The 20,408-nt window shown below is 58.1% G+C and carries 25 protein-coding genes; 15 read left to right on the top strand and 10 right to left on the bottom strand.

What is annotated here, in order from left to right:
- Positions 1-50 precede the first annotated feature (50 nt).
- Both G583_RS0103640 and G583_RS0103635 read left to right on the top strand, forming a co-directional pair.
- Positions 51-1,853 carry a thiamine pyrophosphate-requiring protein gene (locus G583_RS0103640; protein WP_022869841.1) on the top strand — a complete coding sequence of 601 codons (1,803 nt, stop codon included), beginning with the start codon at positions 51-53 and terminating at the stop codon, positions 1,851-1,853.
- 71 nt (positions 1,854-1,924) lie between these two features.
- Positions 1,925-3,589, top strand: a complete 1,665-nt coding sequence (locus tag G583_RS0103635) for a class I adenylate-forming enzyme family protein (protein WP_022869840.1) — start codon at positions 1,925-1,927, stop codon at positions 3,587-3,589.
- 8 nt (positions 3,590-3,597) lie between these two features.
- Here G583_RS0103635 and G583_RS0103630 read toward each other — a convergent pair whose 3' ends face one another.
- The gene (locus G583_RS0103630; RefSeq protein ID WP_022869839.1) at positions 3,598-4,089 is read right to left on the bottom strand and encodes a YciE/YciF ferroxidase family protein; all 492 of its coding nucleotides are present in this window, start codon (positions 4,087-4,089) and stop codon (positions 3,598-3,600) included.
- A 94-nt stretch (positions 4,090-4,183) separates the two neighbouring features.
- A complete protein-coding gene (locus G583_RS16685) occupies positions 4,184-4,378 on the bottom strand; it encodes a hypothetical protein (RefSeq protein WP_022869838.1) in 195 nt (64 codons plus the stop codon).
- A gap of 76 nt (positions 4,379-4,454) precedes the next feature.
- On the opposite strand from G583_RS16685, the gene G583_RS0103620 reads away from it, so the two are divergent.
- Complete coding sequence (locus G583_RS0103620) at positions 4,455-5,141, top strand: DUF4956 domain-containing protein (RefSeq protein ID WP_022869837.1); 687 nt, start codon at positions 4,455-4,457, stop codon at positions 5,139-5,141.
- A 23-nt stretch (positions 5,142-5,164) separates the two neighbouring features.
- Complete coding sequence (locus G583_RS14105) at positions 5,165-5,947, top strand: polyphosphate polymerase domain-containing protein (protein WP_245540568.1); 783 nt, start codon at positions 5,165-5,167, stop codon at positions 5,945-5,947.
- A 7-nt stretch (positions 5,948-5,954) separates the two neighbouring features.
- Here the strand turns inward: G583_RS14105 and G583_RS0103610 are convergent, their stop codons facing one another.
- Genes G583_RS0103610 through G583_RS0103595 form a run of 4 tightly spaced genes read right to left on the bottom strand, consistent with a single transcriptional unit; the run spans position 5,955 to position 8,966 of the window.
- Positions 5,955-6,623 (bottom strand): response regulator transcription factor, encoded by a 669-nt coding sequence (locus G583_RS0103610; RefSeq protein ID WP_022869835.1) that lies wholly within the window; start codon positions 6,621-6,623, stop codon positions 5,955-5,957.
- Entirely contained in the window at positions 6,623-8,140 is a 1,518-nt protein-coding gene (locus G583_RS14100) for a sensor histidine kinase (protein WP_022869834.1), read from the bottom strand. Before G583_RS14100 ends, G583_RS0103610 begins: the two co-directional genes overlap by 1 nt.
- Positions 8,127-8,546 carry a hypothetical protein gene (locus G583_RS16195; protein WP_022869833.1) on the bottom strand — a complete coding sequence of 140 codons (420 nt, stop codon included), beginning with the start codon at positions 8,544-8,546 and terminating at the stop codon, positions 8,127-8,129. The genes G583_RS14100 and G583_RS16195 overlap by 14 nt, the downstream gene beginning before the upstream one ends.
- Positions 8,547-8,594: 48 nt before the next feature.
- Positions 8,595-8,966, bottom strand: coding sequence for a SpoIIAA family protein (locus G583_RS0103595; RefSeq protein WP_022869832.1), 372 nt, complete (start codon positions 8,964-8,966; stop codon positions 8,595-8,597).
- Positions 8,967-9,086: 120 nt separating this feature from the next.
- On the opposite strand from G583_RS0103595, the gene G583_RS0103590 reads away from it, so the two are divergent.
- The 3 genes from G583_RS0103590 to adhP all read left to right on the top strand — a co-directional run bounded on the left by G583_RS0103590 (position 9,087) and on the right by adhP (position 11,515).
- On the top strand, positions 9,087-9,848 hold the full coding sequence (locus tag G583_RS0103590) for a pyrimidine reductase family protein (protein WP_022869831.1): 762 nt from the start codon (positions 9,087-9,089) through the stop codon (positions 9,846-9,848).
- Complete coding sequence (locus tag G583_RS0103585) at positions 9,841-10,353, top strand: flavin reductase family protein (protein WP_022869830.1); 513 nt, start codon at positions 9,841-9,843, stop codon at positions 10,351-10,353. Before G583_RS0103590 ends, G583_RS0103585 begins: the two co-directional genes overlap by 8 nt.
- Before the next feature lie 151 nt (positions 10,354-10,504).
- Positions 10,505-11,515 carry an alcohol dehydrogenase AdhP gene (gene adhP, locus G583_RS0103580; protein ID WP_029629233.1) on the top strand — a complete coding sequence of 337 codons (1,011 nt, stop codon included), beginning with the start codon at positions 10,505-10,507 and terminating at the stop codon, positions 11,513-11,515.
- A gap of 9 nt (positions 11,516-11,524) precedes the next feature.
- On the opposite strand, the gene G583_RS14090 is transcribed toward adhP, so the two are convergent.
- Complete coding sequence (locus G583_RS14090; protein ID WP_022869828.1) at positions 11,525-12,037, bottom strand: TetR/AcrR family transcriptional regulator; 513 nt, start codon at positions 12,035-12,037, stop codon at positions 11,525-11,527.
- 95 nt (positions 12,038-12,132) lie between these two features.
- Between G583_RS14090 and G583_RS0103570 the strand changes: the two genes are divergently transcribed.
- The 8 genes from G583_RS0103570 (at position 12,133) to G583_RS0103535 (ending at position 17,942) form a co-directional block, all read left to right on the top strand.
- Positions 12,133-12,705: a biotin transporter BioY gene (locus G583_RS0103570; protein WP_022869827.1), complete on the top strand. Its 573-nt coding sequence runs from the start codon at positions 12,133-12,135 to the stop codon at positions 12,703-12,705.
- Positions 12,686-13,756, top strand: a complete 1,071-nt coding sequence (locus G583_RS14085) for an AMP-binding enzyme (protein ID WP_022869826.1) — start codon at positions 12,686-12,688, stop codon at positions 13,754-13,756. The genes G583_RS0103570 and G583_RS14085 overlap by 20 nt, the downstream gene beginning before the upstream one ends.
- The gene (locus G583_RS14080; RefSeq protein WP_022869825.1) at positions 13,753-14,793 is read left to right on the top strand and encodes a thiolase family protein; all 1,041 of its coding nucleotides are present in this window, start codon (positions 13,753-13,755) and stop codon (positions 14,791-14,793) included. Before G583_RS14085 ends, G583_RS14080 begins: the two co-directional genes overlap by 4 nt.
- The gene (locus tag G583_RS0103555) at positions 14,790-15,455 is read left to right on the top strand and encodes an energy-coupling factor ABC transporter ATP-binding protein (RefSeq protein WP_022869824.1); all 666 of its coding nucleotides are present in this window, start codon (positions 14,790-14,792) and stop codon (positions 15,453-15,455) included. The genes G583_RS14080 and G583_RS0103555 overlap by 4 nt, the downstream gene beginning before the upstream one ends.
- On the top strand, positions 15,455-16,048 hold the full coding sequence (locus G583_RS0103550; RefSeq protein WP_022869823.1) for an energy-coupling factor transporter transmembrane component T family protein: 594 nt from the start codon (positions 15,455-15,457) through the stop codon (positions 16,046-16,048). The genes G583_RS0103555 and G583_RS0103550 overlap by 1 nt, the downstream gene beginning before the upstream one ends.
- A 93-nt stretch (positions 16,049-16,141) precedes the next feature.
- On the top strand, positions 16,142-16,882 hold the full coding sequence (locus G583_RS14075) for a glucosamine-6-phosphate deaminase (protein ID WP_040894965.1): 741 nt from the start codon (positions 16,142-16,144) through the stop codon (positions 16,880-16,882).
- A 31-nt stretch (positions 16,883-16,913) separates the two neighbouring features.
- Positions 16,914-17,501, top strand: a complete 588-nt coding sequence (locus G583_RS0103540; RefSeq protein ID WP_029629231.1) for a hypothetical protein — start codon at positions 16,914-16,916, stop codon at positions 17,499-17,501.
- 9 nt (positions 17,502-17,510) lie between these two features.
- Positions 17,511-17,942 (top strand): hypothetical protein, encoded by a 432-nt coding sequence (locus tag G583_RS0103535; protein ID WP_022869821.1) that lies wholly within the window; start codon positions 17,511-17,513, stop codon positions 17,940-17,942.
- Positions 17,943-17,946: 4 nt separating this feature from the next.
- On the opposite strand, the gene G583_RS0103530 is transcribed toward G583_RS0103535, so the two are convergent.
- From G583_RS0103530 to G583_RS0103520, 3 genes are read right to left on the bottom strand one after another with little or no spacing between them, the layout of a single operon-like run.
- Positions 17,947-18,936, bottom strand: coding sequence for a phosphatidate cytidylyltransferase (locus G583_RS0103530; protein ID WP_022869820.1), 990 nt, complete (start codon positions 18,934-18,936; stop codon positions 17,947-17,949).
- On the bottom strand, positions 18,933-19,634 hold the full coding sequence (locus tag G583_RS14070; protein WP_022869819.1) for a lysophospholipid acyltransferase family protein: 702 nt from the start codon (positions 19,632-19,634) through the stop codon (positions 18,933-18,935). The genes G583_RS0103530 and G583_RS14070 overlap by 4 nt, the downstream gene beginning before the upstream one ends.
- Complete coding sequence (locus tag G583_RS0103520) at positions 19,631-20,335, bottom strand: CDP-alcohol phosphatidyltransferase family protein (protein ID WP_022869818.1); 705 nt, start codon at positions 20,333-20,335, stop codon at positions 19,631-19,633. Before G583_RS0103520 ends, G583_RS14070 begins: the two co-directional genes overlap by 4 nt.
- Positions 20,336-20,408 lie beyond the last annotated feature (73 nt).

Raw genomic sequence — 20,408 nt, 5'->3', positions numbered from 1 at the left:
CGGCCCCGGTATGACAGCATGCTCAATTCGGCGCCCAGGAGGGTGATGAAATGGCAACTTCAGTTAGTGACTTTATAATTGATCGGCTGATCCAATGGGAATTACATCAGTGGTACGGCTACCCAGGTGATGGTATCGGCGGTTTTGATGGCGCGATGGGCCGTGCCCAGCGAGAAGGCAAAAACTTTAGCTACATACGGTCAACGCATGAAGAAGAAGCCGCGTTCATGGCGACCGCACATGCAAACTTCACCGGCGAGGTCGGCGTGTGCATTTCTACCTCGGGTCCCGGGGCACTGCACCTGCTGAACGGTCTATACGATGCTCAGGGTGATAACGCACCGGTTGTAGCACTTGTCGGACAACAAGGTCGAGTAGCGCTGGGTAGCGAGTTCCAGCAAGAATTCAATCTCGAGCGTGCGTTCAGCGACGTCGCCGTTTTTGTGCAGACCATAACGACGCCGATGCACACCCAACTGGTGGTCGACAAGGCCATCCGAATGGCCAAAGCGTATCGCGGACCCGCCGTTATCGTTCTTCCCGCCGATATACAAAACCTCGAAATGGAAGAGCCCGCTGTTGAACATTTCGTTTCTCGCAGCGGCGTGGGCTACGTTGAAGACCAGTTTGCTCCTGACGATTCGGCTCTGGCCAAAGCCGCCGAAGTGCTCAACTCTGGTGAAAAAGTCGCGATGCTGGTGGGGCAGGGTGCTATCGGAGCAACCGATGAGGTATTACAAGTCGCTGAGCGACTCGGAGCCGGGATCACTACTGCGCTGCTGGGTAAACAAGCTGTGCCAGGCGACGTGCCTTATCACACCCAACAACTTGGTCTGCTGGGTTCCCGCCCCAGCTATGACATGATGCAAAACTGCGACACCTTACTGATGGTGGGAACCAATTTCCCCTATGGAGAGTTTTTACCTCCCACCGGGCAGGCGCGCGCAGTCCAGATCGATCTGTCGCCGCGCCATCTTGGCATTCGCTATCCCACCGACGTGAACCTGTGGTGCGACGCAAAAACAACGTTGACGGCACTGCTGCCGCATCTGCAACAGCATGACACCGCCTGGCAGGAGTCGATTGCAGAACAGATGCAAGACTGGGATGCGGAAAATGACCGAATAGCCCAGACCAAAGCCGAACCTATTAACCCACGCCGGGTCTTTACGTCCCTGAATGACAAACTGCCCCAAAATGCGATTATTACCGCCGATGCTGGAAGTACCGCAGACTGGTACGGATTCCACATTAAACTTGGGCGCAATCAGATGGGGAGCCTCTCGGGCAGAATGGCCTCGATGCTTGGTGCCATGCCGTATGCCATGGCCGGAAAATTTGCGCACCCGGATCGCCCCGTGGTCTGCACCATTGGTGATGGCGCCTTTCAGATGCTGGGGATGAACGGCATGCTCACGGTCAAACGACACTGGCACGAATGGGATAACCCCACGTTTATCGTCTTAGTGATCGATAACGGTGACCTTAACCAGGTCTCGTGGGAGATGCGAATCGCAGGTGACCCGCGCTGGGACACCGCACAACTCGTGGAACCGATGGACTATGCCGGGTACGCCGAATTGCTGGGTCTCAAAGGTATTCGGGTCGAAGACCCAGAAAACATTGATGCGGCCTGGGACCAAGCGTTTGCCGCGGACAGACCGGTGGTCTTGAGCGTCAAAACCGATCCCAATACGCCACCGCTGCCGGCACACATTGCCAGTGCACAAGCGAAAGGACTGGCGAAGTCGTTGCTGCACGGCGACCCCGACTCCGGGGAGGTTATCGCCCAGAGTGCTCGAGCAGGTGCTGCCCGACTGTTTGCCCGCATGGGATTGAGTACAGATGGATAACTCCAAATCAGTCCAGTATGATGACGTATGTCACAGCATTCTGCGGCTGCACCTAGGAGTTCTCAACGTACATGAAGTTCCCAATTTTTAATATCGACAATCCGGAGTCTCTCGAAGGCTTTGAACTTGACCACGCCCTGGCGCGCCGCACCTCGGTGGGTGATATCCCAACCCGCGCGGCCAAGGCCTATGGTGACCGCAGGGCCCTGGTCGATGCCCGCGGAGAATTGACCTACAACCAGTTGGAAACACAAGCCAACCGGTTTGCTCACGCCCTGGTAGGTGTCGGTGTTGCCGCTCGCGAAGCCGTGGCGGTGATGGCCCCAAACTGCAAAGAATACATGGTCGCCTATTTCGGCATCACCAAAATGGGTGCAGCAGCTACCCTGGTGAACATGCTGGGCGGTGAACATCATGTGGTCTATGCCTTGAAGCAAACTGAACCAAAGGTCATCGTGATCCATGTAGACCTGCTCCCCGTACTCACGTCTGCCGCTGAACTGATTCCTTTTGTAGAGCATGTGGTCGTCATCGGCGCACAACACGAAGCGCTGGCCAACGGATTCCCCGGAGCTCAGTTGCATGATTTTGATGCGTTCGTTGCCACTGCGGAACGCTTTGCCGGCGATGACGTCGAAGTCGATGCGCCATTAGAGATAGCGATTGCTGACCGTCAGATTGCACAGTGCCTGTTCTCGTCTGGATCAACCTCGGATCCGAAGGGCATCATGACATCGCATTTGACCGTCTATATTTCTGGGCTCTCGAGTGCGACCACGCTGAATATTCAACGCCGCGAGCAGCAGCCGGTCACCACTATTGCACTGCCGGTATTCCATACTGCCGCGCTAAATATGATTGTCATCCCGTTTTTGCAGATGGGCGGCCGAGTGCATATGCTCTCGGGCTTTGACCCTGAAGTCTTTGGACGCACCGTCCAAGAATCCCAAACCACGCACGGCATGGGGCTGCCGATCATGCTCCAGGCCATCCATGACTATTCAGTGAAAACCGGCGACATGCTCGAACACCTCGAAATCCTTGGCTACGGTATGGCGCCGGTGCCCGAGAGCCTCTACAGTTCTCTGCGCGATCGGTTCCCACACGCCGATCTGGTGATGGCGTCGGGAATGACCGAAGCGACGCCGGGTACCCTGTGTCAGTGGCCAGGTTATGACGAAGACAAGCGGTTCACCTGGGGCACGATGACGGCGCATACCGAAGCCAGCATTGTGGATCCGAACACGCACGAACACGTGTCACCGGGGGTGGACGGGGAACTGGTGTTGCGTGGTCCGGCCATCATGGAAGGCTATCTCAAACCGGATAACTCAGTTTTTGCTGGCGGCTGGCTCCACTCCGGAGACGTGGGCAGTATTGACACCGAGGGTGCTTTCTCTTTCAAAGATCGGTTGAAGGACATCGTGAAATCCGGCGGCGAGAACGTCTCATCGGTGATCGTTGAACAGGTCGTGCTGGATCATCCAGACGTGCTCGAGACGGCTGTCATCGGTGTACCGGACGAGGACTGGGGCGAACGGGTGACCGCCGTCGTGGTTCCGACCAAGGGGGCGCCGGAATCAGAGACCGCGCAAGCTGAGCTCCGGGAATCGATCCTCAACTACGCGCGCCAACACCTGAATTCATCCCACCGACCGCGAGACGTGTGGTTCGTCGAAGAACTCCCGCGCACCGGATCCGGCAAGATCCAAAAGAACAAGATCCGAACACAGTAGGGGACCAGTTAGTCCGCTACCGGTTTGATCTTCTTCTTGAGTAGCTCGGTGAGCTTCTCATCAGTGGCCTTCTCTTCGACGAGGGTTTCCTTCAAGAGGTCTCGCACTTTGGAGTAGCCCAGCTGTTTGGCGAGTACACGAAGCGTCCCATAAGCGGCGATTTCGTAGTGCTCAATCTTTCGTACGGCACCGATGAGGGCGGCATCTCGTATCGGGCCCTCTTCGGTGCTTTCAATGATGTCGTCGGTGTCTTCCACCAGGGCAGCGAAGGCGTTGTCTTTGATCCGTTTGATCCGGAGGTCGTCAATTTTCTCGGCGGCACGTTCGAGCCGTTCTAGCTGGCCCTGGGTCTCTTCCGCGTGGCGGTTCAGAGCCTTGGCAAGCGCCTTGCGATCAACTGCTTCGGCCCAACGGGGTAGGGCCTTGCTGAGCTGTTCTTCGACGCTATTGATTAGAGATAGTTGACGTTCGAAAAGGTGTTCGGCATTTTTGATGTGCATGTTGTGCGCTCCTTGCCGGATAGCGGTAGTGGTGTGTTGCGGTTGATGGAATAACAGCTCAGTCTAACGTGGGGCTGTTCATGAGACGTTAGCGTCAGAAGGTAAACCGAATATCTTTGGGCATAATGTGGGTGGCCTTAAACGCTGGATTCGGCACGATCTCGTCGTGGAAAATCAGAACGTCTTGTTGTGCTGTTTCTAGCGTAGCCAGCCGCGAGGCGTCTGACACGGACTCGATGTCCGCAATGTACCGCCAAGGTAAACGGCAGGTGTATGAGAGGTTTCTCATCAGTTTCTACTTTGTGGCTCATAATACGTTTTTAGAGTGAAAGCATCACGAACACAAAACGAATGAAGGAGACATCATGACGGCACTCTGGGTAGGGCTACTGGCCAACGTTATCGGGATGGCAATTCTCGTATTTTTCGTCTATTTTCGGCGGCACTACCGGCGCGATCTTGCGCTGGCTTATGTTGCGCTGAGCATGGGCATCTTCGCCGTCACACTGCTCTTGTCGGAATCTGAAGCCGGATTAGGTCTGGGACTCGGACTCTTTGGCATTTTGTCGATCATTCGGTTGCGTTCCGATACGCTCACCCAGGAAGAAGTCGCATACTACTTCATTTCACTGGCGATCGGTCTGCTCAACGGCCTGCACCCGGATCCAGCGTGGGTTTCACCCGTGATCACCGCGAGCCTGGTGCTGATCATGTACGTTGTCGATCATCACGGTGTTGGAAAAAATACGCAGCGCCAAATGGTCACCCTGGACCGGGCCTACCCTGAAGAACACCAACAGATCGATGCTTTGGAGCAGCTCCTCGATGCCAAAGTCTTGCGCACGGTGGTACTGGAACTGGATATGGTCCGGGACCTCACGATCGTTGATGTGCGTTACAGCCCTAACGGCCCGGTCGACAACATCCCGGCACCCAAGAAGCCACGGAAAGGCAACGCCTCCGATACGAATTATTCGCCCATTTCAGCGCAGCAGCCGACTTACGGTCTCGCGCAGGGTCCGGCGAGCGTTTCATCGACTCGGGTGCGATAACCATGCAGCAAGCGGATATGAATATGGCACAAAACAGCGCGCGTGAAGCACTCGATGCGGCGGTGACAGACCGAGCAAGTATCTCGCTTGCCGACGTCATGGAAACCGCTGCACTGCAAACCCGGGTGGATAAGAAATTCTTACTGACACCCACCCAGTTTGCGGCATTCACCGACCGGTTAGGCGAGGAATTCTCCGTGATGGAAATCGACGGGATCCGCAGCTTTCAATACCGCTCAACATATTTCGATACCCCGGATTTCGAGCAATACCGGGCACACCGCCAGGGTCGCCGGCGCCGATATAAGGTGCGCTCGCGGACGTATGTGGACTCCGATCTGTGTATGTTCGAGATCAAAACCAAGGGACGTCTCGGCGCCACGGTGAAGCACCGCCGTGAACAGCCGGTCGATGATGCTCGTCAGCTGACACCGCAGAACCTGGAATTCGCGGCCCAGGTGTTGGCCGAAGAATACGGGCAGACTGTTCCAGAACTTGAAGCGGTGCTGCACAACTCCTATGTTCGGGCAACCCTGGTGAATTCAACGGACGGCGAGCGCGTGACCAGTGACGTCGAACTGCGCTACAAGGACAGCGAAGCGAAGGTGCACGGCCCAGATATGGTGGTGGTCGAAACGAAAACCAGCAACGGTCGGGGAGTCTCTGACCTGGCATTATCGGAGCTGGGGATCCGCCCGGTGAGCATGTCGAAATATTGTCTGGGGGTGGCGGCGTTGAATCCAGAACTACCAGCCAATAAGTGGTCGCGACTGATGAAGCGTCACGAATGGGCTCGGGTGGCCTAACGCAATCTCAGACTTTGGTGGAGAGTCGGTAGCCGACGCCGCGAACCGTTTCAAAACGTCCGGTACCTAGCTTATTGCGTAGGTACCGGACGTAGACGTCTACCACGTTGGAGCCGGGGTCATAGTCGTAACCCCATACACGGGAAAGTAACTGTTCTCGAGATAACGCCTGGCCGGGATGACGCAAAAATGTTTCGGCGAGTTCAAATTCGCGGGCCGAAAGATCGACTTCGACGTCGTTGACCGTCGCCACTCGGCGCAGCAAATCAAGTTGCAGCCCGTTGTGGGTGAGGATCGAAACTTCAGCTTCCTGCGGTTCAGAACGCAGCCGCAATTGGACACGGGCCAACAGTTCATCAAAGTGGAATGGTTTGGCCATGTAGTCGTCGGCCCCGGACTGCAGGCCGGTCACGGTATCGTGTATCGAGTTGCGCGCCGTCAAAATAATCACCGGTATGTCCAGGCCTAACGATCGAATATAGCTCAGCACACTGTACCCGTCGCCATCGGGTAGGCCCAGGTCCAAAATGACCAGATCGAAGGTTGCGGTACCGGCTTGTTCACGGCCCTCGGTGGCGGTCGCGACGGCCAGCGGAGTGAACCCTGCGGCCTTTAGTCCTTTGGAGAGGAACGAGCTGATGCGTGGTTCATCTTCGACAATAAGGATTCTGTTCACTACTCGGACTCCTGGTCTTCGGATGGCTGCGTCGAACGTGTCGTATCAGGTAGCGTATCGGATGCATCGGTCGGTTCCAGCGGAATGGTGATGATAAAAATCGAGCCGGCGCCCGGCGTTGATTCGACGTGAATTGTGCCGCCGTGTGCGGCGGTAATGGCCGAGACGATATTGAGGCCCAGACCGGAACCCTGGGTGCGTTCACCGCTTGAACCACGACCGAACCGTTTGAAAATACCCTGCTGATCTTCCGGCGTGATGCCGATGCCTGAGTCAGCGACCCATAGGCAGAGCTCGGTGCCGGTACCATCGCTGTGGCGGAAGGTACTGCCTAGCTCCACCGAAGTATTGGGTTCAGAGAATTTGACGGCGTTAGCGCACAGCTGCAGCACAGCCTGGGTGAGCCGAGCCGTATCCACGGTGACGGAGCCGTGCGCTCGTGCGGTCAGTGTCCAATCTCGTGGGCCCAGGGCTTGAGCTTTGGCATGGATATCGTGCATGAGTTCGCCGATATCGGTGGGTGCTGGCCGGATGAAGTCCGTGGTGTTGGACTGCGCCAGGGTCACCAGGTCATTGACCAGTAGTGACATGCGTTGCAGCTCGTCGAGTCCGATATCGCGGGTCTGTGCGACGTCTTCTGGATCGTTGCTATCCATGAGTTCCAAATGGCCGCGGATAATGGTGATCGGGGTGCGCAGCTCATGCCCGACATCGTCGAGCAGCTGGCTTTGCTGCTCCAGCGCCAGTTGTAGCCGGTCCAGCATGTTGTTGATGGTCTCGGTGAGTTCGGCGAATTCGTCGTGACCGCGCACTTGGATGCGGGAATCGAGTTCTTCTTCTGAAATCCGTTGGGCGGTGGCCTGCAGGTCCCGAACGGGTTGGAGCATGCGCCCCACCAACAACCAGGCTGTAATGCCGCCGATCAGCAGGGCTCCGGCCCCGGCGCCAATGAAGATGGCCAACGACATGTGCACCTCACGAAGCTCGGCCTCTAGGTCGGCGGCTTCGATATAGATACCGGGTTCGGAGTCTTCGGCGAGGTGTACGGGGACCACGGCGGCACGGTAGGTGGAACGGTCGGTTTCCACCGTGGTGATGTAAGCCGATTCTGGTTCGACCGTTGCGGCCCAGTCAACGAAGTCGGCATCTTCTTCCAGGCGCAGCGAGACGTTTTCGGGGGCGCTCCAGATGATCTCGCCGTCCTGCATACCGATCACGCTCTGTGTTTCGGACAGCTGGTTGTACTGCATGGCCGTGTACATCAGGTCGGCCGCCCGGGTGAAATGTTCTTGGGTTTCAGGGTCGATACCGGTATCAGCTAGGACGCGGAAATCTTCGACGTCACGGGCCAGCGATTCGTCCATCTGGGTCTCGAGGCGCTGGCGCTCGATTACATAGTTCACAGCGCCGGCGATCAGTAGGGTCGCTCCGGTGAGGAGCAGTATGCCGATCAATAACCGGGCCCGGATCGATAACCTGGTGCCGGAGGCTCTGCCCCGTGCATTAGTCGTCGTCATCGTCGTCCCAGTCATCGTCGTCCCAGTCGTCATCATCCCAGTCGTCATCGTCGTCGTCCCAGTCATCGTCCTCCCAATCGTCGTCGTCATCGTCCCAGTCATCGTCATCCCAATCGTCGTCGTATTCGACATCGACCGGGGGAGCGGGGGCGACCGGATGACTCGGCGGGGCAGGCTCAGGTTCCGGCTCCGCAGTGGGTTCGGGCGTGGGCTCTGGCGAAGGGGTGGGTGTCTCGGAGGGCGTCGGCGATGGGGCCGGAGCAGGTTCGTGGGTGTTTTCTACGACCGGGCCGAGGTCGCGGTCGTCTGGACCGGCCACGACGTCTTGGACGAAGAGGCTCCCGGTGACGACTGCTGCAATGGCCGCCACCGTCCACGCGAGCCGGGACGAAATGATGCGAGACATGCGTCCATTATGACCCAGAGAAATGAGACGCAGATGAGAAGACGGGGTCTAGGAAGCGTTGGTGACCCACCGGTGTGCTTGCTGGGTCTCGGCGGTGTCGAAGACGCGCACATCGACGTTGGGCAGCAGCTTTTCGGCCACCTGGGCACCGCGTTCCAGCCACTGCTGCTCGGTGAGCACAGCGATCTTATCGAAATGATCCAGTGAGCCCAGGTTCTTGATGCCCAATTTGGTGTCTTCGTAGACCGCGCCGGCGGTAAAGCTGTCGAGGTGGGTCAGATCAGCCAACACGGAGACCCGTTCGTGGTGTTCCAGCGCCTCGTTGACCATATCGGTGACCTGTTGCCAATCATCGCGGTCTACGGTGCCGCTGACCTTGATGGTGATCAGGTTATCGTTGAGCTGCAGTGAGTCAATCATCGAGTCCTCCTGACGGAGATTGGGTGATAGATCGCTTCTGTCTGCACCCTAACAAATCCCGGCGTTCTGCCGAGCCGCTGTGCCACTGACAGGGATCGGCATAGCCCATAGACTCACACCATGAAGCATCTCGAATTTGGCAAAGACATCCCAGATCCCATGGAACCCTACCTTGCGGTCGATCGGTCTGGGCCCAGGCACGAATGCTGGGTCACCGGCCACATGGTTGCGGGCCTCGATGGCACCGCAGCAATCGATGGCAAAGTCGGGGCATTATCCACCGAAGTTGACCAAAAACTTTTCCGGCAAATGCGTCAGATTGCCGACGTCGTTCTCGTCGGCGCCGAAACGGTTCGCAAGGAAGGCTATGGCCTGGTGCGACTCTCCGATGAGGCCAAAGCCCAGCGCGAGGCCGAAGGAAAACCGCCAACGCCACCGGTCGCGGTGGTCACCGGTAGCCTGAATCTGAACTGGAATCTCAAACTGTTCAAAGCGGCACCCGAGCATGCGCCAACCATGATCATCACGAGTGCAGCTGCGGATCCCGACAAGCTTGCAGAAGCCAAAAAGCATGCGACCGTAGTCATTGCGGGTGAAGAACGTGTTGAACCTGCAGCGGCACTGCAGGCCCTGGCCGAACGCGGGCACGAGGTGGTGTTGTGTGAAGGTGGTCCAACCCTATTGGGCGAGTTCGTTGCCGCAGAACGCCTCGATGAACTGTGCTTATCGATTGCCCCGGTCATGGGCGGTGACAACCTCCCCGTTGGCATCATGCCCGACGGCGGGGGCGTCCATCATTTCGAGCTAAAATCCGTCAAAGGCGAGGAGCACACCCTCTTTCTGCGGTACGAAGTAGCGAAGGAGGGTTCCGGTCATGAGTAGTAAGGCATTTACCTCGTTGATGGGCTCGGTAAATTCTGCCGCAGTGGTGGTCACGACCGTTGCCGATGACATTCAGGCAGGCTGTTTGGTCGGTTACCACACACAGTCGAGTATTGCTCCGCAGCAGTACTGCTTCTGGCTGTCCAAAGCCAACCACACCTATCGAGCCGGGCTGTTGGCAACCCACTTCGCCGTGCACTTTTTGACCGCCGAAGACCTCCCGCTGGCCCAACATTTTGCGACCCGCTCGGGTGACGATACCGATAAATTCGCCGACCTGGACGTAGCAGCCGATGCGGAACACGGCGTGCCGTTGCTGCAGGATTGTCCCAACCGCATGGTGGTTGAGCGTCTGTCGATTGTCGACGATGGTGGAGATCACGTGTGTGTGACTGCGCGAGTGGTCGATGCCGAAAGTACCGGAAAATTCACGCCCCTGCGTATCGCCGATTTGGGCAAGATGGCACCGGCACACGGCAGCGACGAGCGGGCCGTCCACCCGTAAGCCACGTGCTCTTAGCCCGTTTGGCATGGACGAGTGCAACGTCCATGCAACATCTGTGTGATTAGGGTCATAATTACAAGCTTTTCACGTGCCGCAGCGGCTCATGAAGCTTGCAATTCATGACGACATAAGGAGGGTCGATCCCATGGTTATGAGAGCTGGAATCGTTAAGCAATTTGGCAAAACCATCGACATCGAAAACACCGATAAACCAAAGCCAGGTAAGCACCAGGCGTTGGTAAAACTCATCGCCACCGGTGTCTGCCACACCGATTTACACGCCTTGGAGGGCGATTGGCCGGTCAAGCCGTCGCCGCCGTTCATTCCCGGACACGAAGGTGTGGGCGAAGTCGTAGAGCTCGGAGAAGACGCCGTGAACTTTGAAATCGGCGATATCGCAGGCAATGCCTGGCTCTGGAGTGCTTGCGGCAATTGTGAGTACTGCCGGCGGGGTTGGGAAACCTTATGCCATGACCAGACCAACAGCGGATATTCGGTAGATGGCTCCTTTGGTGAGTACATGCTGATTGATACTCGCTATGCTCCAAAAATCCCGGAAGGGTCCGACATATATGAAGTGGGGCCGATCCTGTGCGCGGGAGTGACGGTATATAAAGGGCTCAAAGTATCGGAAGCGAAGCCGGGCGACTGGGTCGTGATCTCCGGTATCGGTGGCCTCGGGCACCTGGCGGTGCAATATGGGGTGGCGATGGGGCTGCGCGTGATCGCCGTCGATATTGCCGATGACAAGCTGGAACTAGCAAAGAAACATGGTGCCGAAATTATCATCAACGCCGCCGATGCGGACCCGGCGACAGCAGTTCAAGAACAGGTTGGCGGAGCTCACGCAGTATTGGTGACGGCTGTGCATGAGCAAGCTTTTGGGCAAGCAATCGGCATGTCACGTCGGGGCGGGACCATCGTCTTCAACGGTCTACCACCAGGAAAATTCGATGTTTCCGTGTTTGATGTCGTACTCAACGGCCTAACGGTGCGAGGCTCGATCGTTGGGACGAGACAAGACATGATCGAGGCATTGGAATTCCACGCGGCCGGCAAGGTTGAGCCCACCTACCACCGTCGTCCACTCGAAGATCTTAACGAAGTATTCGAAGAGATGCGAGGCGGAAAAATCGACGGACGAGTCGTTGTCGAATACTAACAAGATTGTTCAGACACGCTTCGTCAGGAGGTCGAGCACCTGACGAAACGTGGCAGAGGTCGTCCCCGAAACATCCACCCCGATCGCCTGTGCCTGCAGGCGCTGTTGATGCAGGGTGGCGTGACCAATCAGCAACGCCATGACGGCATCGGTGGTGGTGTCATTCGGGGAGACTTCGGCAAGCGCTCGGCGCATCGCCTCGCCGCCAGTACCCAGCGCGAGTGCGGAAGCGGCCAGTTCTGCGGCATCTCGGGTAGTGAGCAGTGTTTCGTAGAGCTGTTCGGCCCGGGCCGTGAGGTCGGTCCGCCAAGCACCGCTTGGTGGGCCGAAATCTACCGATGCCAACAGACGGTCAACCACGGCCCCCAGCAGCGATTGCTTATCTTTGACGTGCCAGTACAGTGCAGAAACCGCGACATCGAGCTCTTTGGCGACGCGACGCATCGACACATCGGCCAGGCCGTGGGTGTTCAACAACTGTAACCCCACGCGGCTGAGTTCATCACGGCTCATGGTAGACATCGCCACTCATCTTAGCGCTTGGCGTTCAGCGGCCGCTGGGCTATCCTGAACACTGTTCACTGAACAGTGTTCACCTGGACTCGAAAGGCGGCCCGATGACGGCCAGAGATTTAGCGCACATCGCAGTATTTGCGGCGTTGACCGCAGGCTTGGGCCTGTTAGGCTCTTTCACCGTGGCCGGCGTCGTGCCGATTACGTTGCAAACCCTCGGCGTCATGCTCGCCGGAGCCGTTCTTGGCCCGTGGCGTGGTTCGGCAGCCATGGCACTGCTCATTCTCGGCGTTGCCTTAGGCTTGCCCTTATTGGCCGGTGGTCGCGGGGGACTCGGCGTGTTCGTCACCCCCACGGCAGGTTATCTTGTGGCATGGCTCGTTGCGCCCCTCATCATCGGGTTGATTGTTGGCAAGCGTCCGGTGTGGTGGCGCGTAGCGCTGGGCTCCGTGGTCGGCGGAATTTTCGTGGTCTACCTTTTCGGGATACCGATACAAGCCTGGTTTACCCAGCTGACCATCGGTGAAACCATCCTGACCTCCCTGGTGTTTTTGCCCGGCGACATCCTTAAGGTCGTCGTCGCCACGCTGGTGACCATGGGACTCTATCGCGCCTATCCAAAAGCCTTCGACACCTCTGTCGGTACAACGAGACCCCGTGCAGCTCAAAATCATTGATCACCCCGATGCGGCCGAGGCGCTGACTGCGGCACTGGCCGTTCACAATGCCGGCGCTGTGCCGTTGATTGTCGACTGGCGAGCACCGATCGCTGATGACCTGCAGAACTGCAGACTTCCCGAGGCTACGGCGTGGGCGGCCCTGACCTCGGGCACCACGGGCGCCCCGAAGATCGTCGTGCGAACGGCTGCCAGTTGGCAGGTAGCCTTTCAACCTCTAAACGTCGAACTGGGCTTACGCGCAGGTGAGGGCCTCTGGATGCCGGTCCATCAGGTGTCATCGATGGCGCTATTCTCCGCGGCGTGGGCGCAGGATTCCGGATTCGAACTCGTCATTCCCACGCCTACCGAAGCGGGCCTCGCCCGTGCCACCGCGGCTCATGTGACCCCGGCCTGGTTGGAACGCTTGCTGACGATGCTCGAAGCTGGCCACTCTTCGACACTTGATACTGTTCTGGTTGGTGGGGATCACCTGCCACCAGAACTCCTGCACCGAGCAGAAGCCGTTGGTCTGCGCGTCGTCACCTATGCCGGTGCGGCAGAACTGAGTTTTGTCGCCTGGGACCGCGGTGACGGACTACAGCCATTCGAGGGTGTGGCCACGCGCATTGCAGATGGCCAGCTTTGGGTCTCGAGTCCACAGATCGCGCTGGACGTGCTCGGTGGGACGCTACGCCGCGACGTTATTGACGGCATCGAATGGGCGACCGTTGGAGACCGGGTGACAGAAGACCACGGGGTCCTGGAATTCTTGGGGCGGGGAGACGGCGCAATTCTTACCGCGGGAGCAACGGTTGTTCCAGCCGAGGTAGAGGCCGTATTACACAGCCATCCCGATGTCACCGGCAGTCTGGTCATGGGGCAACCCGATACTGTGCTTGGCCAACGGGTCGTCGCCTGGGTCGAAGGACCTGCCGATGTCGGGCAGTTACGTGATTGGGTGCGGTCACGGTTGCCAAAAGCGGCCCGGCCGGTGCAATGGCATGCCGTCGAACACCTGGCACGGACCGCGTCCGGTAAGATTCGGCGAGTACTCCCGGAGGAAGCATGAGACGAATCGTCGTAACCGGCGGTGCCCGCACCGCGATCACCGGCTGGCACCGTGCCCAGGAAGAACTGTCTGATGATCAGCTTGCTGCCACCGTCTTAGCAGCCATGCCAACCCGGCCCGACCTGGTGATGCTCGGTAATACCGTTGGCCCGGGAGGAAATATCGCCCGCATCGCGAACTTAGCGGCCGGCTGGCAAACAGCCGGAGCGGTGACCCTGGACGCCCAATGCGGCTCCTCCTTGGTAGCCATCGGACAAGCCGCCGCACATGCGCGCATGACCGGCCAAACCGTGGTGGCCGGCGGTACCGAATCGCCTTCAACCGCCTGGCCCGACGGCGAGCGAACCCAGGCTGCATTTACCCCGGCCGGCTTTCCAGATCCCGATATGACCGAAGCCGCAGACCAGTTGGCGGCAACTTATGGGATCACCCGCGAACAACAAGAAGCCTATGCCGTACAGAGCCACCAACGAGCGCTCGAACACCCTTCCCAGTATCTTGTAGGTGAGTACCGTGACGACGGCCCGCGTGACGCGCAGAAACTGGTGAACCGACTGGGCACCATCACGTCACATCCGGCCGCATCAGTCACTGGTCTTTCGGCTGCTCGCATTGCGGACGCGGCTGCGGCGGTGCAACTCGCTCCGGAACGCGACACCCCACACGAAGGCGTAGAAGTTCTCGACTACCGACTGGTCGGTGCCGACCCACAACTCCCAGGCTTCGGGGCCGCTCCCGCCATCGCGGCACTCCTTGCCGCACGCGCTCTCACGGTTGCAGATATCGAGGTCCTCGACATCGTGGAAGCTTATGCCGCCCAAGTGCTGGCGACCTGTCAGCATCTCGACCTGAACCCCGCATCCGTGAACCGGCACGGTGGGGCCCTGGCACACGGCCATCCGTGGGCAGCCTCCGGAGCCATCGCCTTCTTGACCACCCTCGAGCAACTGTCCAATATGCCAGCCGGCACGCTCGGTGTCACCGCGGCAGCGGTCGCCGGAGGCATGGGAACCGCGGTACTGGTGAGGAAACTATGATCACACTGGAAAACGTGACCGTAACCGTCAAACCCGATGCCGTACTGCTCGACGACATCTCTGCCACCCTGAGGGCTCCGACGACCGCGATCATCGGTGAAAACGGGTCCGGAAAGTCCACGCTCGCTAAGGTCCTAGCGGGACTGATCGACTACACCGGCTCCGCCACCATCCACGAGATCGAAATCGCCACCGGAGGCAAGAAACTTGCAGGCCGAGTCGGCATGATCATCGCTAATGCCGCAGCCCAGGTCATTATGCCCACCGTGGCAGAAGACATCGGACTCTCCCTGCGACACCTGCCCAAAGACCAGCGTGACGCCGCACTTGAACAGGTGCTGGAAGAACACGACCTCACCGAACTGGCTGACCGGCCAGCACTGTCTTTATCTTCCGGCCAACTCCAACGTCTGGCGCTCGCAGCCGTGGTGGCCACGAACCCCGATGTTCTCATCGCCGATGAGCCAACCACGATGCTTGACGCCCGGTATGCCAAACTCGTCTCCAATCAGTTATTTGCCTCAGCCGAACGACAACTTGTACTGATCACCCATGACCTCGACCTCGCGGCCCGCTGCGATGACATCATCTGGGTGCACGACGCGAAAATCGCCCACCGGGGACCGGATGCAATCCAGCACTATCTGGAGCACATCGGCTAATGCTGTCCCTCTACTATCCAACCGGGTCGTTCCTGCACCGCATGCCGACATGGCTCAAACTGGTGGTGTTGGGCGTGGGCTCAACGGCTTTGATCTGGCTACCCGATTCGTATTGGGCGCTCCTGATCATCCTCGCACCGCTGCTGGGATATGTCCTGGCGCGGCTGCCATGGCGTGTACTCGGCACCGATCTGTTTCGCCTGTCGTGGCTCATCGTGTTCCTGATGATCACACAGCTGATCTTCAACGAACCAGTCCAAGCCGCCACGGTGATCGCTCGACTGACCACGATCATTTTGGCAGCGCAATTATTCACCCGCGCCACCAAGATCCAACACCTCATCAACACGGTCGAACAGCTTGCGAAACCCCTGAAACCCCTGGGGGCTAACCCCTATAAAATTGCCCTGGCCGTTGCGTTGATGTTGTCGTCCATCGGACAAATTGTCGGATTCATTCGCCAAGTAAGAGACGCCCAACGAGCCCGCGGCGTGCGGCTTGCCGCATGGTCGTGGGTGGTTCCCGTCTTGGTCTTGTCGTTAAAGCATGCCGATGATGTCGCTGACGCACTGGTGGTCCGAGGGCTGGACTAAAAATCAACTTCGGCACGCAAGATACCGAATTATGGGGGATTGCGGGTGATCGCCAGTACACTTGACTCTTGAAACAACCGAATGGGGACACTCATGGTAAACGTAAAAATTTTGCCCGATAAAGCACACGCTTCCGAAGAAGTCGCACAAATGCTGTACGACTTGATCGTTGAAAAACCTGACGCCGTGATTGGCGTCGCGACCGGCTCTACACCTGAAGGTGCCTACGAGCGACTGGCGGAAAAGATCTCTGAACACCGCACTGATGTGTCCCAACTCCGGTTCTTCGCACTGGATGAGTACATCGGTTTGCCCTGGGAACACCCTGAGTCATATCACTCGGTCATTCATCGTTGCGTCACCGTGCCGCTGGGAGTTGATCCGGCACAAGTTCATGTCCCTGAAGCGCCGGACGATTCCACGGTCGGCCCGGTTGAGGAATACGACCAGAAAATCGCCGCAGCTGGCGGCATTGATCTCCAGTTGCTGGGTATCGGACGCAACGGTCACATCGGGTTCAACGAACCAGGCACACCGTTTAACGCCCCCACTCACGTTGGTGAACTTACCGAGTTGACGCGCGAAGACAACTCGCGATTCTTTGAAGGCGGCGTCGATGAAGTTCCACCGTTGGCCGTTACCCAGGGCATTGGCACGATCTTGAAAGCTCGCAAAATTGTGTTGATGGCATTCGGCGAAGCAAAAGTCGATGCGATCCATGATTCGCTTGAGATCCCACCGGCGGAAGAACGCCCCGGGTCCTCGTTGCAGCTGCATGACGACTGCACGTTCTACCTGGATGAAGCTGCTGCTGCCAAAGTAAACCACTCATAAAACTCATCACTGCATCTCGAAGGAAAAACATATGCGTTTAACAAAGCCGTGGTCCGTGACCACCCTGGCAGTTGTTGGTCTCTTTGCTTTGGCCGGTTGTGGTGGAGACAATGCTTCGGAAGCTAACCCGAGTTTTGAAGCAGTCGAGGAGTCTTCGTCGCCGATGTCGGCGGATCCGCAGCCTGAAACTGAAGCCCCGGAAACCGAGGCAGCAACCGAAGGTTTCGGAACCGAGGAGTCCGATACCAGCGGTGATGACTCGCTGCTGGCCACCTGCCAAGATTACGCGGCCTTTGATCGCGGATTAGTCGCAGACGTTGAAAACATCATGACCCTTGCGGCTGATCCCGAGGCTTCTGAAGAAGAAATGGCTGAAGCCCACGGGCAGATGGAAGACTTCCGCAGCGAGTTCGAAGGTATTATCGCTGAAGCCGAAAACCAAGAGTTCATAGACAACGCAGAGAAGACACTCGAGTCGCTCAAAATTTTTGAACAGATGACCGAACCGGGTGCTTCGATGTCTGAGAAAGACGCGTTGTCGTCTGACCCCGCCATGCAAGAAGGTGTGGCAGCAGAAGAACAACTTGTCCAGCTGTGTAACACCGAACTGGGCTTCTAACCTACCGCTATGCGTCTGCAGAAAAACCTCGCCCTGCTCGGTTTTGGAACCTCGGCTATATTTGGTCTGACCGGTTGTGGCAGTTCCCTGGCTGACAGCTGTGAAGACTTCCATGCCTTCGACCAAGAATATGTCGCTGAGATCGATCGTGCCATGTCCACGGCAACACGACCAGAAGCCAGTGAAGACGATAAAGCAGCAGCGCAAGAGCTGGTACAAGAAGCACGGTTGGATTTTGAAGAGATCGTTGCCGATGCGCAGGACGAAGAGTTCCTCGCCTCGGCGGACGAGATCCCGCCAACCTATGCCCTGTACGAGCAGTTTATTGAACCGGATATGACACAGGACGACCAGATGGAAATACTGCAATCCGGTGACATGCAGGACGGCCTGGAAGCACAAGCTGAGCTCACCAAACTCTGCGACGCTGAAATCAACTGACGATCTAGGTCGTGAAGAAGAACCGCACCAGGTGGAAGAACACCGGCGCGGAGAAACTCAACGAGTCCAGCCGATCCATGATGCCGCCGTGCCCGGCAATGGTTGCCCCAAAGTCTTTGACGCCGCGGTCGCGTTTGATCGACGACATCACCAGTCCGCCGAAGAAACCCATCAGGCACGACACCAAGGCGAGCAGGGCGGCCTGCCACCAGGTGAACGGCGTAATCCACCACAGTCCGGCGCCGATGGCTGTTGCCGTCAGCACCCCGCCGATCAAACCCTCCCAGGTTTTATTTGGCGACACCGAAGGTGCCACGGGATGTTTGCCCAGGGTTTTGCCCCACACATACTGGAAAACATCTGACAGTTGGACAACAACCACCAGGAAGAGCATGAGCAGGGCGCCTTCGGCACCACCACTACTCAGCGCAGAACCTTCAGCAGCTTCGCGACCGTTATGTATCATGACGGGTAACTGCATGATGGCCGGAATATAACTGATCGCATACACGCAGACCATCAGTGCCCACTGGATCATCGCGGCACGCTGCAGGAAGTTCTCCGTATCGCCGGCTAACGCATTGCGGATCGGCAAGAATAAGAACGCATACACGGGGATCAAGACAGCAAACGCGCCGTACCAGTGTTCCCACAGGAACCAATAGTTGATCACCGGGATGATATACACCAACCACACCAGGGTTTTGTGGTCTGAACGGTGCGTTGGCGCGATGGTGAGGAACTCACGCAGCGCTAAGAAGGATAACCCGAGGAACAGGACGATGACTGCAGTTTCGCCGATCAACAGGGTGACGGCCAGGCCAAGGGCCATGACCCACCAAGCGGCGATGCGTTGGTTGAGATTTTTGAGTGTGGAGTTGTCTTGGCCACGTTTCGCGAACCAAAGAATTGCGGCGACGATGGTCGCCAGGACCAGGATGCCACCGATGCCGATGAACAGCTTGAGCATCGTGGAATCAATGAGGCCGATCATGCGGTCTCTCCTTGCGCATCAGTTGCCAGCTCATCAGCGAGCACACCGCGTGCCCGGGACAGGAAATGCTCTTGCGACTCATCGTCGTCAACAAACAGTGGCTGGTGCACGATGACCTGCGAGAGGCGGGGGACCGGGATGGTTTCTCCCTTGGGTAGTATCCGGCTCAGGTTCTTTAGGGTCACCGGGACCACGGGCACCTCGGGTGCATGTTGGGCTAGTCGATACAGGCCGGCCTGGAAGGTTGCCACTTGATCACCGGGGCCACGGGTGCCTTCGGGGAAAATGATGAGCGAATCGCCGGCGTCCAGAATATCGGTCATGCCGGTGAGCTGACTGGTTTTCGGCGAGCTGCCCGAATCCGTCTGCCGCGTGGGACGAGCATCTGCCGGGGTATGGGCTCGATCTTTATAACGGTGGACCAGATGAGCGTTGAAGATCCCCTCTGCCACCGACTGCTTGAGGCCGGAACCCCAATAGTCGGCCGCGGCGATGGGCCGAACTTTCGGTTGTAGTTCGGCAGGCATGATGGCCCACAGGGTCACAAAATCCAGGTGGGATGAGTGGTTTGCAAAATAGATTGCCTGGGGCGGGAAGTCGGGCGCTTCGCCGTCGGTACCTTCGGCACGAACGCGGGCACCAGATGCCGTGGTGATCAAACCCGATAGTCCGCGTTTGAGCAGTTGCTTCACGTTCATGGTGTCTCACCCTTCTGTGCGTGCAGGGCCTGTGAGATACGGTTCAACCGCATGATCACGGTGATGATCGAGCCGATCAAAATGAGTGCCACGGCGATCGCCAGGAACAGGCCGCGAGCATCGAAGAGTGGCTCGAACAGCGAGGCAAGACTGGCCAGCACTAGTACCCACATCCGGGCGGGTTTGGCCATGGGTCCGGCAAAGAAATTGCCGACCCCGTTGGCGGCACCCAGCGTTCGCACATACGCAGTGAGGATCGCGGCCGCAGCGGCCGACCAACCCAGCACAACACCCCAGTCGACCGCGCCAGCTACCCAGATACCGGCGGTGGCATAACCGGCAGCAGCAACGAGCACCAGATCGGCGATGCGATCGGGTACCTCGTTGAAGAGGTCCCCGGTGGGGGTATGCAGACCTTTTTCGACCGCGAGCATGCCGTCGAGCATATTCAGCAGCAGTCGCAACGGAATGCACACGACCGTGACCACCAACCAGGCGGCCCGCACGCCGTCTGAGGTGACCAAAGCTGAGGCGATGAGCGCGGCTGCACCCAGCGCAGCAAATATCACTGAGCCAACCGAGACCTTATTGGGTGTGAGTTTGGCGGCGTACATGGCATCAGCAAGCTTGGCGGCCCAGCCGGTTGAACGCTGCGGGATAGCCCGTCGGTCGGTGCCCTGGGGGCTATTGGTTTCTGACATAGTTCCTCATTGGTGGTGCCACTTGAAGTCGTGATCTAGTGTAGGCGCTGCGCTAGGCTGAAACCTAGACATT

Origin of the sequence: Yaniella halotolerans DSM 15476 (assembly GCF_000420805.1) — a bacterium.
GTDB classification, from domain to species: domain Bacteria; phylum Actinomycetota; class Actinomycetes; order Actinomycetales; family Micrococcaceae; genus Yaniella; species Yaniella halotolerans.
Note: the sequence above shows the minus strand (reverse complement) of the source record. Positions and strands in the feature narration are given on the sequence as shown.

What these genes read in the sequence shown, in the direction of transcription:
- G583_RS0103570 (WP_022869827.1), top strand. Translation starts at nt 12,133, where the DNA reads ATGACGGCCAGAGATTTAGCGCACATCGCAGTATTTGCGGCGTTGACC.
- G583_RS0103630 (WP_022869839.1), bottom strand. Translation starts at nt 4,089, where the DNA reads ATGCACATCAAAAATGCCGAACACCTTTTCGAACGTCAACTATCTCTA.
- G583_RS14075 (WP_040894965.1), top strand. Translation starts at nt 16,142, where the DNA reads ATGGTAAACGTAAAAATTTTGCCCGATAAAGCACACGCTTCCGAAGAA.
- G583_RS0103530 (WP_022869820.1), bottom strand. Translation starts at nt 18,936, where the DNA reads ATGATCGGCCTCATTGATTCCACGATGCTCAAGCTGTTCATCGGCATC.
- G583_RS14070 (WP_022869819.1), bottom strand. Translation starts at nt 19,634, where the DNA reads ATGAACGTGAAGCAACTGCTCAAACGCGGACTATCGGGTTTGATCACC.
- G583_RS14100 (WP_022869834.1), bottom strand. Translation starts at nt 8,140, where the DNA reads ATGACGACGACTAATGCACGGGGCAGAGCCTCCGGCACCAGGTTATCG.
- G583_RS14105 (WP_245540568.1), top strand. Translation starts at nt 5,165, where the DNA reads ATGGCACAAAACAGCGCGCGTGAAGCACTCGATGCGGCGGTGACAGAC.
- G583_RS16195 (WP_022869833.1), bottom strand. Translation starts at nt 8,546, where the DNA reads ATGTCTCGCATCATTTCGTCCCGGCTCGCGTGGACGGTGGCGGCCATT.
- G583_RS16685 (WP_022869838.1), bottom strand. Translation starts at nt 4,378, where the DNA reads ATGAGAAACCTCTCATACACCTGCCGTTTACCTTGGCGGTACATTGCG.
- G583_RS0103535 (WP_022869821.1), top strand. Translation starts at nt 17,511, where the DNA reads ATGCGTCTGCAGAAAAACCTCGCCCTGCTCGGTTTTGGAACCTCGGCT.
- G583_RS0103520 (WP_022869818.1), bottom strand. Translation starts at nt 20,335, where the DNA reads ATGTCAGAAACCAATAGCCCCCAGGGCACCGACCGACGGGCTATCCCG.
- G583_RS0103550 (WP_022869823.1), top strand. Translation starts at nt 15,455, where the DNA reads ATGCTGTCCCTCTACTATCCAACCGGGTCGTTCCTGCACCGCATGCCG.
- adhP (WP_029629233.1), top strand. Translation starts at nt 10,505, where the DNA reads ATGAGAGCTGGAATCGTTAAGCAATTTGGCAAAACCATCGACATCGAA.
- G583_RS0103635 (WP_022869840.1), top strand. Translation starts at nt 1,925, where the DNA reads ATGAAGTTCCCAATTTTTAATATCGACAATCCGGAGTCTCTCGAAGGC.
- G583_RS0103590 (WP_022869831.1), top strand. Translation starts at nt 9,087, where the DNA reads ATGAAGCATCTCGAATTTGGCAAAGACATCCCAGATCCCATGGAACCC.
- G583_RS0103595 (WP_022869832.1), bottom strand. Translation starts at nt 8,966, where the DNA reads ATGATTGACTCACTGCAGCTCAACGATAACCTGATCACCATCAAGGTC.
- G583_RS0103585 (WP_022869830.1), top strand. Translation starts at nt 9,841, where the DNA reads ATGAGTAGTAAGGCATTTACCTCGTTGATGGGCTCGGTAAATTCTGCC.
- G583_RS0103620 (WP_022869837.1), top strand. Translation starts at nt 4,455, where the DNA reads ATGACGGCACTCTGGGTAGGGCTACTGGCCAACGTTATCGGGATGGCA.
- G583_RS0103540 (WP_029629231.1), top strand. Translation starts at nt 16,914, where the DNA reads ATGCGTTTAACAAAGCCGTGGTCCGTGACCACCCTGGCAGTTGTTGGT.
- G583_RS14090 (WP_022869828.1), bottom strand. Translation starts at nt 12,037, where the DNA reads ATGTCTACCATGAGCCGTGATGAACTCAGCCGCGTGGGGTTACAGTTG.
- G583_RS0103640 (WP_022869841.1), top strand. Translation starts at nt 51, where the DNA reads ATGGCAACTTCAGTTAGTGACTTTATAATTGATCGGCTGATCCAATGG.
- G583_RS14080 (WP_022869825.1), top strand. Translation starts at nt 13,753, where the DNA reads ATGAGACGAATCGTCGTAACCGGCGGTGCCCGCACCGCGATCACCGGC.
- G583_RS0103555 (WP_022869824.1), top strand. Translation starts at nt 14,790, where the DNA reads ATGATCACACTGGAAAACGTGACCGTAACCGTCAAACCCGATGCCGTA.